We start from the raw sequence: 12,433 nt of genomic DNA, 5'->3' as shown, positions 1-12,433 counted from the left end.
CACTATCGCCAGCCGGAACGAAAAGTAAACGCAGCGCGGGCGGCATTTTGCACGGGAACCGGGGGCGGCTTTTGGCGTTGGCGAAGTATTCCTCGCGTCCATTCCACTGTTATCCCCGGTGGGGGGAAGGCGAGGTGGGGCAGCGTTTCCTTGTGGAGCGCTGCCCCTTCACCTGCCGATCAACTGCGCGCCACGCATTGCCAGCTTGCCGGATCGTTCGCATCGCCCGACCCGGAAAAGCGCGCGACATTGGGCCAGGCGCAATGCGGGCGGGTGAGCGATCCGTCCTGCTTCGTGCCGATCAGCCGATCGGGTGCGCGGCCGCTTTCCACCCAATCATCCATGGCCGATACGTAATCCACCAGATCGGCGCCCGGCCCGCCGCGGCAATGGCCGACGCCCGGCAGCGTGACATAGCGGAACTGGTTCGCCGCAGCCGGATTGGCCGCCATCACGGCTTGGGCATAATCGAGCGAGAGCACCGGGCTGGGGCCGGCATCGTTTTCGCCATGCCACAGCAGCAGCCGCCCGCCATTGCCGAAAAAGGCGGAGAGGTCGGGGTTCTTCGCCTCATACATCTCGGCAAAGGGGCTGGAGCGAACGGTCAGGTAATTGGCATCGTTGAAATTGGCCAATGTCACCGCATTGCCCGGCCCGAAGAACAGCGGGAACAGATTGCCGAGGCCGCCTCCGCCCGTGGGATCGGCCCCTGTGCCGCTGGTGCCGACAAAGAAGCCCCAGCTTGCCTCGCCCCCGCGCCGCATCGGGTGCATGGCCCAGCTGCCATCGGAGGCGCGTATGCCGTCATAAGCGGTTTGCAGCGCGGTCACTTGCGGCGCGGAAAGGCACTGGTCGGTCTTGGCGCCGGTGCATTGCAGGCTACGCGGTTGCCAGCTGCACGCGGCCGGATCGTTCACGATGCCATCGGCCAACCCGTCCGCTGCATCGCATTGCGCCAGAACCGCCGCCTGCACCAGTTGCAAATCGCCTTCGGAAAAGCCCGCCGCGCCGCCATTGGCGGCAAAGGTCTGATTGCGGAACACCGCGCTGGTCTGCACTTGCAGCGTGTAAACGGGTGCGCCTGCGATAATCGCGTCGTAATCGGTGGGGTAACGCTGCGCTTCCATCAACGCCATGCGCCCGCCGGTGGAACAGCCCTGGAAATAGGCACGGCGGTGCGGCTGGCCGTAGAAGGCGGCAGCCAGCGCCTTGCCCGCCACGGTCATTTCGTGGATCGCGCGGTGGCTGAAATCGGCCGCGCTTTCGGGCCGTTCGACCACCCAGCTGTTGGCCCAGACATCGGTGCCCGGATTGCCGCCATCGGTTTGCAGCGTGGCATAGCCTTTGGCGAGGCCGTCGCTGGCGGCCTGAATGGTCACATTGCCAGCCCAGCCGCCGCCGCCCAGGCCCAACAACTTGCCGTTCCATGTCGCTGGCAGGCGGTAGACCACGCCGATGGCGGAACCTTCCACAGGGGTCAGTGTGGCGGTGATTTCGCAATAGGCTGGCGCACCCTCCGCCGCTTCCACCCAGCGCGTGCTGGCATCCTGCGCGCCCAGGATGGCTGTGTCGAAATCGGCGCATTGCTGCGGCGTTGCGGCAAGCGTTGCGGGGGCATTGCTGCCCTCGCTGGTGCAGGCGGCCAGCGCCCCGGTGGCAAGAATCGCTGTCAGGCTGACAGCGGCAAGGCTTTTCATATGTCTCTCCCGGATCGTTGTTCTGTCAGGCCAGATGGAGGCGGCGGATTGTCCAGCTATCCGCCGTGCGCCGCATCTCGGCCACCAGTGTCACCGCGCTTTCGCTCTGCACGGCGGGGTTCCCTTGAAAGCGGGCCATGCGTTCCGCCGTGCTGTCGCCGTCAAAGGCGTATTCGCGCACCGCTGTGGCCGGGTGCGACCAGTGCGCGGTGACCTGATCATCGGCAAGCGCGACCTCAGGCTCGGCCTCTCCGGCAAGGCGCAAGGCGCGGATATCGCCGGGCAGGTCGAGGACGCCGCCGCAGCTTGTGAGGCCCGCACAGGCAGCGACACCGCCCGCGTTGTAGCGGCGCACCGCCTCGCGCATCAGTGCGGCGATCTGCGCCTGTTCTGCCGCGGGATTGGCCGCAGCCTGCGCCGCCAGAGCCCCTGCCGGAGCCAGCGCGGCGAGCGGAACCGCCGCCAGCGCGCCCAGCTTCAGCATATCGCGCCGATTTGTCGCCAGGGTGCTCATACCGCGTATCCTCCCCGCTTGGTGCCCAGATATTTCGCGACGTCCCAGCGCCCCGCAAGCCGGGCATAGGCGCCCACCGGGCTCATGCTGAGGCCGTTCTTGCCGCAATGATAGCCAATGCCGCTATCATGCATGGTGCGCATATTGATGAGGATTGTGCCCAGCGTGCCGTTGCACGCCTCCTCCTGCCAGCGCACGAAATAGAGCTGGTCGCGGATCTTCACGTAATCGCCGCTGCCGCTCCATTGCGCACCGCCGTGGCCCGACGGGGTGAAGATCACCCAGCTCACCGTATTGGGGCTGGAATAGACGTGCATCGAAGTAAGCCCCGGCGAATAGGACCAGGTAAAGGCGCTGCCCAAGAGGTCGGTTGTGCGTTCGTGCCGCGCGCTGCCGGGGTCGGGGATGCCGTCGCCTACCAGCTTTCCGAACATGGTCTGCGCGCCGGCCTCATTGGCGAAGTAGGGCGTGTTGAGATAGCCGCGAAAGCAGGTGGCCTTGCCGCTGTCCAGATCAGCCACGACCACGTGCCCGTCATGATCGGGCTTGCCCGCCAGCAAATGCCCGAAGATGAAAACGCCCGGCATATTCTCCCACGCGTTGTAGCGCGCCGTTGTCCATTCGCCGCCGCCTTCGCGCCATTGCAGTTCATCATGCGCGGTAAAGCGATATGCGATCACCGGCCCGCCATCGTAATGCACGGCAAAGGCTTTGCCGGCCAGCGCGGCGGTGGGGGGCAGGCCGTGCCCCGCCATCGCGCTGGCCCGGTCGAATATATGCGTGCTGGCGGCGACTGCTTCGTTCACCTCGGCAGGCGTCATCTTGTCCATGGTTTCGAGCGGGCGATAGACCCGCCGCGCCCCCTTCGGCCCATCGGGCATGGCGAGCGGATCGCCGCTCACATCCTCGAACTTCATGAAATTGGCAATCTGGCCCAGCCATTCACCCGTGCCGCGGAACATATAATATTCGAGGTTGTCGAGCCCGTCGAAACCCAGCCGCAGACCGGCACATTGCAACCGGTTCGCGTCCATCACCAGCATATGCCACAGTCCCGAAAATTCGGCTTCGGTGCGGGTGTAGAGATACAGATCCTCGGTCAGCTTGATGTAATCGGACGGGCCGGAATAGCCGCGCCCCTCGTCACTGCGGTCCAGTTCCACCCAGTGCGAGAAGGCGGAGGAGGCGTAATAATCGACCGTGCGGTTGCCGGTATCCTCCGCCCACATGATCGCGCGGCCCTGCACCCTTCCGGTGGGGGCGTGCAGTTCGCCTGTCGGCGGCGTGCCGCCCTCGATATGTCCGTGCCAGATCGCACGATTGACCTCGCGCGGCTGCGGGGCCGGGCCGGGCGCGCCGAACCACAGTTCGAACACCGTGGCGCGGTTGTCGTGCCGGTCCCACGCCAGCGCATAGCCGCGCCGTGTGCCGGGAACGAGATGCGCAATCAGCGTGATGTGATCGACTGTCAGCGCGCCATATCCGCTGCCGCGCTCCCCCTGCAGCGCCACTTGCCGGCCTTCGCTGAACTGCCAGTCAAGGCGTGTTCCATCGCTCGCCACGAAGGAGAGGCGTTGCGGCGGCAATTCCTCCAGCGCGCCGATGCTTTGCGGCCCCGCCATGGCGGCCGGCGCCAGCTTCTGTGCCACGTCTGCCTCGCTCAGCGCCGTGTAGGCATACCGAAACAGCGGTATGTCGGGATAGGCTTTGCGCGCCATCCTCCTTGTCTCCCCCCAGTTCTCTCCACTGCGCAGACTGCCACAGATGCGGGGGAAGGCAACCGGCGAAAATGTCGCAAACTGCACCTTGCGCGCGCAGGCGGCGCTTGCAAGCTTCCCGCTTTGGCGCAATAGCCCCGGCCCATGTTCGATGAAGCGCTGATCTCTGCCGCCCGTGTGTCCAAGGCCTGGCCGATGCAGGAGGCGATGAAACTGGTGAAACGCTTCGGCGGGGCCAAGCCGAACGGTGTGCCTGCCCTGTTCGAAACCGGTTACGGCCCCAGCGGCCTGCCGCATATCGGCACCTTTCAGGAAGTGCTGCGCACCACGCTGGTGCGGCGCGCCTACGAAATCGTGGCAAGCGAGGGCGGGGCACCTGCCCCCACGCGCCTGGTCGCGTTCAGCGACGATATGGACGGCCTGCGCAAGGTGCCCGACAATGTGCCCGACAAGGATATGCTGGCAAGCCATCTGGGCAAGCCGTTGAGCCGCATCCCCGACCCCTTCGGCACGCATGAAAGCTTTGCCCACCACAACAATGCGCGGCTGCGCGAATTTCTCGACCAGTTCGGCTTCGATTACGAATTCGTTTCGGCCTCCGACCGCTACAATTCGGGCGCGTTTGACGAGGCGCTGCGGCAGGTTCTGCGCAAGTATGATGCAATCATGGCGATCATGCTGCCCACCTTGCGCGAGGAGCGCCGCCGCACCTATTCGCCCGTCCTGCCGGTAAGCCCCACCAGCGGCGTGGTGCTGCAAGTGCCGGTGGTCGTGGTCGATGCCGAGGCCGGGATCGTTCGTTTCACCGATGAACACGGCGACACGGTTGAACAGTGCATCTTCGGCGGGCAGGCCAAGCTGCAATGGAAGGTCGACTGGGCCATGCGCTGGTATGCGCTGGGTGTCGATTACGAAATGTGCGGCAAGGATCTTACCGACAGCGTCACCCAGTCGGGCCGCATTGTCGAGGTGCTGGGCGGGAAGAAGCCCGAAGGCATGATCTACGAGCTGTTCCTCGACGCCAATGGCGAGAAAATCTCCAAGTCCAAGGGCAATGGCCTCAGCATTGAGGAATGGCTGACCTATGGCAGCGAGGAGAGCCTGGGCCATTACCTCTACGCCAATCCCAAGAGCGCGAAGCAGCTTCACGTGGGCGTGATCCCGCGCGCGGTGGACGAATACTGGCAGTTCCGCGCCGCCATTCCGGGGCAGGAATGGGACAAGCGGCTGGGCAATCCGGCCTGGCACCTGCTCCACGCAATGGGCCATGATGATGGGGCAGGTGACAGCCTGCCGGTCAGCTTTGGCCTGCTGCTCAATCTGGTGGGCGTGCTGGGGGCAGGGGCCACCCACGCGCAGGTCTGGAATTATCTCGGCAATTACATCGGTGATGCCGACCCGGACGATCATCCTGACCTTTACCGGCTGGTGGAAAAGGCGCTCGCCTATAACCGTGACTTCGTGGCCCCCACGCTGAAGCGCCGCGCGCCTTCGGCTAACGAGGCGGCGGCCCTGCGCGAATTGGATGCATGGCTGGCAAGTGTGCCCGAAGATACCAGTGCCGAGGATTTGCAGACGCAGGTCTACGAAATCGGCAAGAAGCCAGAATATGGCTTTGAATCGCTGCGCGACTGGTTCCGCGCCCTGTATGAGACGCTGCTGGGCAGCGAGCAGGGGCCGCGCATGGGCAGCTTCATCGCCTTGTATGGCATCGCCAACACCCGCCGCCTGATCGCCGAGGCGTTGGCAGGGTGATGTGCCGCCGCTGATCGACCAGGACGGCTCCGCCGCGCAGCCGCCATCATGGCGGGCGCGGCTGGGGCGGCTGATGGGACCGGGCCTCATAACCGGCGCGGCGGACGATGATCCCAGCGGGATTGCCACCTACAGCCAGGCGGGCGCACAATTCGGCTTTGGCATTGGCTGGACGATGCTGTTCACCTATCCGCTGATGGCGGCGATCCAGATGATCAGCGCGCGGATCGGGCGCACGACGGGACAGGGCATCGCGGCCAATCTGCGCCAGCATTATTCCCGCTGGCTGGTTGTCGTCGCGGTCTTGCTGCTGCTGGTGGCGAACACGGTGAATATCGGGGCCGACCTGGGCGCAATGGCCGATGCGACTGCGCTGGTGTTCGGCGGGCCGAGCCTTGCCTATCTGATCCTCTATGCAGCTTTCTGCGTGGTTGCGCAGACGCTGATCCCGTTTCGCCGCTATATCCAGGTTCTCAAATGGCTGACACTGGCCTTGCTGGCTTATGTCGCCACGCTGTTCATTGTTTCGGTTCCGTGGGCAACGGCGCTGCGCGATCTGCTCTTGCCGCAGATTTCGTGGGATGTGGAATATTTCGCCATCATCGTCGCCGTGTTCGGCACCACGATCAGCCCCTATCTGTTTTTCTGGCAGGCGTCCGAGGAAGCCGAAGAAGCCAGCCCGTCCGCTGGCGGCGAAGCTTTGGCCGATCCGGCGGAAATGGGAGATGCGGAAATCGCCCGCATCCGGTTCGACACGCTTGGCGGGATGGGGCTTTCCAATCTTGTAGCGCTCGCCATCATCTTCACCGCTGCCGCCACGCTCAATCCGGCGGGCATCACCAATATCCAGACATCGGCCGATGCCGCTGAAGCGCTGCGGCCGCTGGCGGGAGAGCTGGCATCGCTGATCTTTGCGCTGGGCATTGTGGGCACGGGTCTGCTGGCGGTGCCCGTGCTGGCGGGATCTGCCGCCTATGCGCTGGGCGAGGCCTTTGGCTGGCCCGTGGGCCTATCGCGCAAGCCGGCGGCGGCGAAGGCGTTTTACGGCACGATCCTGGTGGCGACCGTCGTGGGCATTGCCATTACCTTTGCCCCTGTCCAGCCCATCGCCGCGCTGTATTGGGCGGCTGTGCTCAACGGGGTGGTGGCGGTGCCGGTGATGGCGGTGATGATGCTGATCTGCGTGCGGCCAGATATCATGGGCCGTTTTGCCGTGCGCGGGCCGCTGAGATGGGCCGGGTGGCTGGCAACCGCGATGATGGCGCTGGCGGTGGCGGGGATGGCGGTTACATCGCTTTAGACGGCGAACGGCAGGCCGTTGGTGTCAGCGCCATTTTTTGGCGCGATACCACTTGGTGATGACGTATTTGACGCCCTGCACCACCGGACGACCTGCATGGATCGTGGCGGGGTTGGGCAGCCCGCTCTCATCGGCATTGTTCCACAGCAAGAGCACGCCCTGTTTCGGTTCGATCGACATACCAAGATCGGTGAAATCGGTGCTGCCGCCTTCCTCGACATTGTTGAGATAGACCATCGCCGTCCACGCGCGTTGCCCCCCGCGCGACGTTTCGATTTCCCAATAGCTGGTGTTGGGGTGGAACCAGTCGTGATGCGGCTTGAATTCCTGCCCCGGCATATAGCGCTGGCCCTGGATCGTCTCGCCAAAGCTGGGTTCGATGCCCATGAGATCGTCGATCCGCCGGTCGAGCATTTTCACAAAGGGGTGATAGGGATCGACATCGCCCGAATAGGAGGTGCGAAAGCCATCCTTGTAGCTGAGATCGAACACGGTCGAGGGGCGCGCCACCTCGTCGATCATGGTGATCATCCGCGCGCATTCCTCCGCCGTCATGAAATCGGCCACGGCAAAGATCTCCGCCTTGTCGGTGGGCACTTTCCAGACGAGCGGGTTATCCGCCAGCCGCTGGCGCACCTGCTTGCCCACCCGTCGCAGGTTGGGCTGATCCTTCAGGAATTCGGGCTTGGTGGCAGTGGTCATGGCCCCGTCCTTTTTCCAAAGCCTTGGCATTCGCGCAACACAAAACCCCCGCCCCTTTGACAGGGCGGGGGCTCCGGGTGCCGGCCACTCTTCCGGCAGCGGTCCGTCAGATCGTGGGCGCTACCAGAAGAAGTCGTAGATCACGTCCACCACTTCACCGGTATAGGTGTCCACCAGCAGCACATCGTCATAATACCGGACCCAGCGATACGGGCCGTAGACGGCGGGCAGGCGATATTGCCACGGTTCGTTGATCCAGTAGCGGCTGCCGAAGAACAGGCTGTCGAGATACAGGCCGACGCTCAGGCGACGGTAGCTGTAGTTGCGGTAAGGCGCGTAATAGACGCCCAGCCGATAGATATTCCGGTTGCTGTACCGGTAATTGTACCAGTCATAGCGCCGGTCGTTGCGCCAGCGCTGGCGATCCCACCGGTGGTAATCGCGCCGCGCATCGCGGTAACCGTCGCGATAGGAACCGTTGCGATCCCGGTCGCGGTAGTCGCGGTTGCGGTCATTGTCGCGGTAATCGCGGTCGCGCCCGTTCCAATTGCCGCCGTTCCAATTCCCGTTGTCCCGATCCCGGTCACGATCCCGTTCGCGGTCACGATCCCGGTTCTGGTCACGCGTGCGGTCGGTATCAATCCGGCGCCGCCCATCGGTCTGCACGACATAGGGATTGGTCTGGCGCGCCGGGGTGCGGGCCTGTTCGGGCTGACGTTGCGGAGATGTTGCGGGGGGCGGTGGCGGAGGCGTGTTCTGTGCCTGGCCGCGGTCTGCACGGCCACGGTCGCCGTTCCAGTTTCCTCCATTCCCCCTGTCGCCGCCGCGATCGCCGTTCCATCCACCCTGATTGCCGCGCTGGTCGCCGCGATTGTCGGGCTGCGGGCGAGGCTCCGGCCGGGCTTGTGCCACGGGGCCCGGCTGCGGCTGAGATTGGGCTTGCGGTTGGGCCCGGCTTTCGCTGCGCGCGGGGCGTTCGCCACCACCGCTGCGGCCCTGCGGTGCGGCCCGCTCACTATTGCCCCGATCACCCCCGCGCCATTCGCCGCGTTGCGGGCGATCCTGCGCAAAGGCTGTGGCGGGAATGGCGGGCGCGGCAATGGCAATGGCCAGCGCTGCAATTCCACTCGACTTCAAGAGCGAAGAAAATTTGTACATGGCGTCCTCCACAAACGACCCGCCGAGTGGAAGCGGTGTTTATAGTGAGGCGTTTAGGCGAGTCGGCCTGTCGCCTGTCTGAACCGGGCTGACAGCCATTTGTTCATTTTTTGAAATGCGTCCATGAACGAAGGTCCATGTTGCCGATGACCCTGCACAAGCCGAAAGCGCGGTTCATGTTCGAAACGCTGGACCAGATCGAGGAGGACATCCGCAAGAGCCTTGCGGAAGCCGCTTCCAACCGCCGTTCCCCCATGCACACGCCGGTGGTGGGCACGCCCGATGCCGATGTGCGCATGATGGTGCTGCGCGGCTGGGATGCGCGCGCCGGCACGCTGCGGCTGCATACCGATGCGCGTTCGGCCAAGGTGGCGCAGATTGGGGATGGCGCACGCGTGGGCCTGCTATTCCACGATCCTGACGCCCGCATCCAGATCCGCGCCAAGGGGCAGGGACGAATCCTGACGGACGGCGCGCAGGTGGAAGCCGCCTGGGCCGCCTCCAGCGAATATGCGCGCCGCTGCTACCTTGCCGTGGCGGCACCGGGCAGCGCGGTCGACGCGCCCACCAGCGGCCTGCCACCCCAAGTCGAAGGCATCCGCCCCAGTGAGGAGCAATTGCTGCCCGCGCGCGAAAACTTCGCGCTGCTGATGGTGGAAGTCGACGCCTTCGACTGGCTGCTGCTGGCCCATGACGGCCACCGCCGCGCACAATTTGTGCGCGATGGGGCCGGGTGGCAGGGCGTGTGGGTGGTGCCCTAGTGTCAAGCGGCACTTGACAGCTGTAGTGTCATGCGATACATGACAACCAATGGAAATCGCGAGCATCCGGCACAAGGCGTTGCGCAGGCTTTTCCTTGAAAACCGGACTGCGGGTGTGATCGAGCCAGCTCGGCTTGTGCGCATCCTGCAATTTCTTGTCGATGCGCACGAATTTGACGAATTGCGTGAGCCACCCAATTTCGGATTCCATCCGCTGACGGGTGACCGGGCGGGCAGCTATGCCATTGTTGTCACCCGCAATTGGCGGCTGACCTTTGCAAAGGTTGATGAGCGTACCATCGCCGATCTTGATTTGGAGGATTATCATTGATGGGACTGGAAATGCACCCCGCCTTGCGCATCCATCCCGGCGAATGGCTGATGCACGAGATTGTCGAAGCATACGGACTCAGCGTCAGCGACTGCGCCGCGCATTTGGGCGTCAGCCGCCAGAATATGAGCGCGCTTTTAAATGGCCGCGCCGCGCTCAGCGCGATGATGGCCTTGCGGTTCGAAAAGGCCTTCGGGATCAAGGCAGAAACGCTGCTGCGGATGCAGGTGGCCTATGATCTGGCGCAGTTGAAGCTGAAGGGGCTAGAGCCGGATGTGAAGCGGTTGGAGGCGGCATAGTAACGGGGCATGCACTGCATGCGGAGGGGCGCTTGTAATGTACAAGAAGGCAAGTCGCGGAACTGGAGGCACAGGGGGAGGCGGTCGAGCGAAGGTTGCGAAGATACAATCCCGTTATGCGTATGAACGAGCTGCTGCCCAAACTCCGTTAGGGAGGTCAATCATCCTCGATCCGACATTCGAAACTGTCGAATCTATAACCGACCTTGGATACAAGCGCGTTGCGGAAATATTGATCGAGCTTTCCGCAGGATACACGACCGACCGGACAATTGTTCGTCTCGCAAATCGCCTGACAGAAAGCGGGACTTCACTTTCATCAGGCGAATTGGCTGCCGCTGCAGTTGCATTGCGAGACCTTGTCCAGCGATTGACGAAATACCGCGTACGGTCAGGCTAGTCGTTCGCTCGCTCAGGCATTGATCGTTCTTTCGCTACCTAGTCAGCTTCTTATACGCCAACCGCGTAGGCCGGTCCGCCGCATCGCCCAGACGGCGGCGCTTGTCTTCTTCGTACGCCGCGAAGTTGCCTTCGAACCATTCGACATGGCTGTCGCCTTCGAACGCCAGAATGTGCGTGGCGAGGCGATCGAGGAAGAAGCGGTCGTGGCTGATGACCACGGCGCAGCCTGCGAAATTCTCGATCGCGTCTTCCAGCGCGCCCAGCGTTTCGACGTCAAGGTCGTTGGTCGGTTCGTCCAGCAGCAGCACATTGCCGCCCTGCTTCAGCATCTTGGCCATGTGCACGCGGTTGCGTTCACCGCCGGACAGCTTGCCGACATTCTTCTGCTGGTCCTGCCCCTTGAAATTGAACGCGCCGACATAGGCACGGGTGGAGACATCCTGGCCGTTGACCTTCATGTAATCGAGACCGTCGCTGATTTCCTGCCACACATTGTTGGCCGGGTTCAGATGGTCGCGGCTCTGGTCGACATAGCCCAGATGGACGGTGGAGCCGATTTCGATTGTCCCGCTGTCGGGCTGTTCCTTGCCGGTGATGATCTTGAACAGCGTCGATTTGCCCGCGCCGTTCGGCCCGATCACGCCGACAATGCCGCCCGGCGGCAGGGTGAAAGACAGGTTCTCGAACAGCAGCTTGTCGCCGTAAGCCTTCGAGATGTTCTTCGCCTCGATCACCTTGCCGCCGAGGCGCTCGGGCACCTGGATGACGATCTGCGCCTTGCCCACGCTGCGGTTTTCCTGCGCGTTCTGCAATTCCTCGAACTTGCGGATACGCGCCTTGCTCTTGGTCTGGCGCGCGGCGGGGGTCTGCCGGATCCATTCCAGTTCGCGTTGCAGCGCCTTCTGCTTGCCGCTTTCCTCGCGGCTTTCCTGCTCCAGACGCTTGGCCTTCTTCTCCAGATAGGTCGAATAATTGCCTTCGTAGGGGTAGTAGGAACCGCGATCGAGTTCGAGGATCCAGCCCACCACATTGTCGAGGAAATAGCGATCGTGCGTGATCATCAGCACGGCGCCGGCATAGTCCTTGAGGTGGTTTTCCAGCCACTGCACGCTTTCGGCATCGAGGTGGTTGGTGGGTTCGTCCAGCAGCAGGATGGAAGGCTTCTGGATCAGCAGGCGGGTGAGCGCCACGCGGCGCTTTTCCCCGCCCGACAGGCTTTCCACGCCCATGTCGCCCGGCGGGCAGCGCAGCGCTTCCATCGCGACTTCGAGCTGGTTGTCGAGCGTCCAGCCATCGACGGCGTCGATCTTGTCCTGCAGCTCGCTCATTTCCGCGCCCAAGGCTTCGAAATCGGCGTCCTCCTCGCCCATTTCCATGCCGATGGCGTTAAACCGTTCGACCATGTCGGCAATGTGGCGCGCGCCGTCCTTGACGTTTTCGAGCACGGTCTTGTTCGGGTCGAGTTCCGGTTCCTGCTCCAGATAGCCGACGGTGATGTTCTCGCCCGGCCATGCTTCGCCGGTGAAATCCTTGTCCACCCCGGCCATGATCTTCATCAGCGTGGACTTGCCCGCGCCGTTGGGGCCGACAATGCCGATCTTGGCGCCCTGATAGAATTGCAGGTTGATGTTCGACAGCACCGGCTTTTGCGCACCGGGGAAAGTCTTGGTCATGTCCTTCATGACATAGGCGTATTGGGCGGCCATGCGTCGTCCTTCGGGAAAGCTGGTGTGTGGGTGATTTGCCCGCGCAGATAGGGGTTAAGGCGCAAGGCGGCAAGCCTGTTGGCACGCGTG

11 protein-coding genes are annotated in these 12,433 nt (G+C 63.5%); 5 read left to right on the top strand and 6 right to left on the bottom strand.

Features of this window, described 5'->3' with window-relative positions:
• Window positions 1–179: 179 nt before the first annotated feature.
• From WFP44_RS12220 to WFP44_RS12210, 3 genes are read right to left on the bottom strand one after another with little or no spacing between them, the layout of a single operon-like run.
• Window positions 180–1,697 carry a tannase/feruloyl esterase family alpha/beta hydrolase gene (locus WFP44_RS12220; RefSeq protein ID WP_336926835.1) on the bottom strand — a complete coding sequence of 506 codons (1,518 nt, stop codon included), beginning with the start codon at window positions 1,695–1,697 and terminating at the stop codon, window positions 180–182.
• A gap of 25 nt (window positions 1,698–1,722) precedes the next feature.
• Complete coding sequence (locus tag WFP44_RS12215; protein WP_336926834.1) at window positions 1,723–2,211, bottom strand: hypothetical protein; 489 nt, start codon at window positions 2,209–2,211, stop codon at window positions 1,723–1,725.
• Window positions 2,208–3,929, bottom strand: a complete 1,722-nt coding sequence (locus WFP44_RS12210) for a MoaF N-terminal domain-containing protein (protein ID WP_336926833.1) — start codon at window positions 3,927–3,929, stop codon at window positions 2,208–2,210. The genes WFP44_RS12215 and WFP44_RS12210 overlap by 4 nt, the downstream gene beginning before the upstream one ends.
• Before the next feature lie 144 nt (window positions 3,930–4,073).
• On the opposite strand from WFP44_RS12210, the gene WFP44_RS12205 reads away from it, so the two are divergent.
• Window positions 4,074–5,684: a lysine--tRNA ligase gene (locus WFP44_RS12205; RefSeq protein WP_336926832.1), complete on the top strand. Its 1,611-nt coding sequence runs from the start codon at window positions 4,074–4,076 to the stop codon at window positions 5,682–5,684.
• A 1-nt stretch (window position 5,685) separates the two neighbouring features.
• Window positions 5,686–6,984, top strand: coding sequence for an NRAMP family divalent metal transporter (locus WFP44_RS12200; RefSeq protein ID WP_336926831.1), 1,299 nt, complete (start codon window positions 5,686–5,688; stop codon window positions 6,982–6,984).
• A gap of 24 nt (window positions 6,985–7,008) precedes the next feature.
• Here WFP44_RS12200 and WFP44_RS12195 read toward each other — a convergent pair whose 3' ends face one another.
• On the bottom strand, window positions 7,009–7,686 hold the full coding sequence (locus WFP44_RS12195; RefSeq protein WP_336926830.1) for a prolyl hydroxylase family protein: 678 nt from the start codon (window positions 7,684–7,686) through the stop codon (window positions 7,009–7,011).
• A gap of 120 nt (window positions 7,687–7,806) precedes the next feature.
• The gene (locus WFP44_RS12190) at window positions 7,807–8,844 is read right to left on the bottom strand and encodes an RcnB family protein (protein WP_336926829.1); all 1,038 of its coding nucleotides are present in this window, start codon (window positions 8,842–8,844) and stop codon (window positions 7,807–7,809) included.
• Window positions 8,845–8,990: 146 nt separating this feature from the next.
• Here WFP44_RS12190 and WFP44_RS12185 point away from each other — a divergent pair, with 146 nt between their 5' ends.
• From WFP44_RS12185 to WFP44_RS12175, 3 genes are read left to right on the top strand one after another with little or no spacing between them, the layout of a single operon-like run.
• Window positions 8,991–9,605: a pyridoxamine 5'-phosphate oxidase family protein gene (locus WFP44_RS12185; protein WP_336926828.1), complete on the top strand. Its 615-nt coding sequence runs from the start codon at window positions 8,991–8,993 to the stop codon at window positions 9,603–9,605.
• Between the two features lie 49 nt (window positions 9,606–9,654).
• Window positions 9,655–9,936 carry a type II toxin-antitoxin system RelE/ParE family toxin gene (locus WFP44_RS12180; protein ID WP_336926827.1) on the top strand — a complete coding sequence of 94 codons (282 nt, stop codon included), beginning with the start codon at window positions 9,655–9,657 and terminating at the stop codon, window positions 9,934–9,936.
• On the top strand, window positions 9,936–10,235 hold the full coding sequence (locus WFP44_RS12175) for a HigA family addiction module antitoxin (RefSeq protein WP_336926826.1): 300 nt from the start codon (window positions 9,936–9,938) through the stop codon (window positions 10,233–10,235). Before WFP44_RS12180 ends, WFP44_RS12175 begins: the two co-directional genes overlap by 1 nt.
• 434 nt (window positions 10,236–10,669) lie before the next feature.
• On the opposite strand, the gene ettA is transcribed toward WFP44_RS12175, so the two are convergent.
• Window positions 10,670–12,343, bottom strand: a complete 1,674-nt coding sequence (ettA, locus tag WFP44_RS12170) for an energy-dependent translational throttle protein EttA (protein WP_336926825.1) — start codon at window positions 12,341–12,343, stop codon at window positions 10,670–10,672.
• Window positions 12,344–12,433: the final 90 nt, after the last annotated feature.

This window comes from Alteraurantiacibacter palmitatis (genome assembly GCF_037154115.1).
Classification (GTDB): domain Bacteria; phylum Pseudomonadota; class Alphaproteobacteria; order Sphingomonadales; family Sphingomonadaceae; genus Alteraurantiacibacter; species Alteraurantiacibacter palmitatis.
Note: the sequence above shows the minus strand (reverse complement) of the source record. Positions and strands in the feature narration are given on the sequence as shown.

What these genes read in the sequence shown, in the direction of transcription:
- WFP44_RS12220 (WP_336926835.1), bottom strand. Translation starts at nt 1,697, where the DNA reads ATGAAAAGCCTTGCCGCTGTCAGCCTGACAGCGATTCTTGCCACCGGG.
- WFP44_RS12215 (WP_336926834.1), bottom strand. Translation starts at nt 2,211, where the DNA reads ATGAGCACCCTGGCGACAAATCGGCGCGATATGCTGAAGCTGGGCGCG.
- WFP44_RS12210 (WP_336926833.1), bottom strand. Translation starts at nt 3,929, where the DNA reads ATGGCGCGCAAAGCCTATCCCGACATACCGCTGTTTCGGTATGCCTAC.
- WFP44_RS12205 (WP_336926832.1), top strand. Translation starts at nt 4,074, where the DNA reads ATGTTCGATGAAGCGCTGATCTCTGCCGCCCGTGTGTCCAAGGCCTGG.
- WFP44_RS12195 (WP_336926830.1), bottom strand. Translation starts at nt 7,686, where the DNA reads ATGACCACTGCCACCAAGCCCGAATTCCTGAAGGATCAGCCCAACCTG.
- WFP44_RS12190 (WP_336926829.1), bottom strand. Translation starts at nt 8,844, where the DNA reads ATGTACAAATTTTCTTCGCTCTTGAAGTCGAGTGGAATTGCAGCGCTG.
- WFP44_RS12185 (WP_336926828.1), top strand. Translation starts at nt 8,991, where the DNA reads ATGACCCTGCACAAGCCGAAAGCGCGGTTCATGTTCGAAACGCTGGAC.
- WFP44_RS12180 (WP_336926827.1), top strand. Translation starts at nt 9,655, where the DNA reads ATGGAAATCGCGAGCATCCGGCACAAGGCGTTGCGCAGGCTTTTCCTT.
- WFP44_RS12175 (WP_336926826.1), top strand. Translation starts at nt 9,936, where the DNA reads ATGGGACTGGAAATGCACCCCGCCTTGCGCATCCATCCCGGCGAATGG.
- ettA (WP_336926825.1), bottom strand. Translation starts at nt 12,343, where the DNA reads ATGGCCGCCCAATACGCCTATGTCATGAAGGACATGACCAAGACTTTC.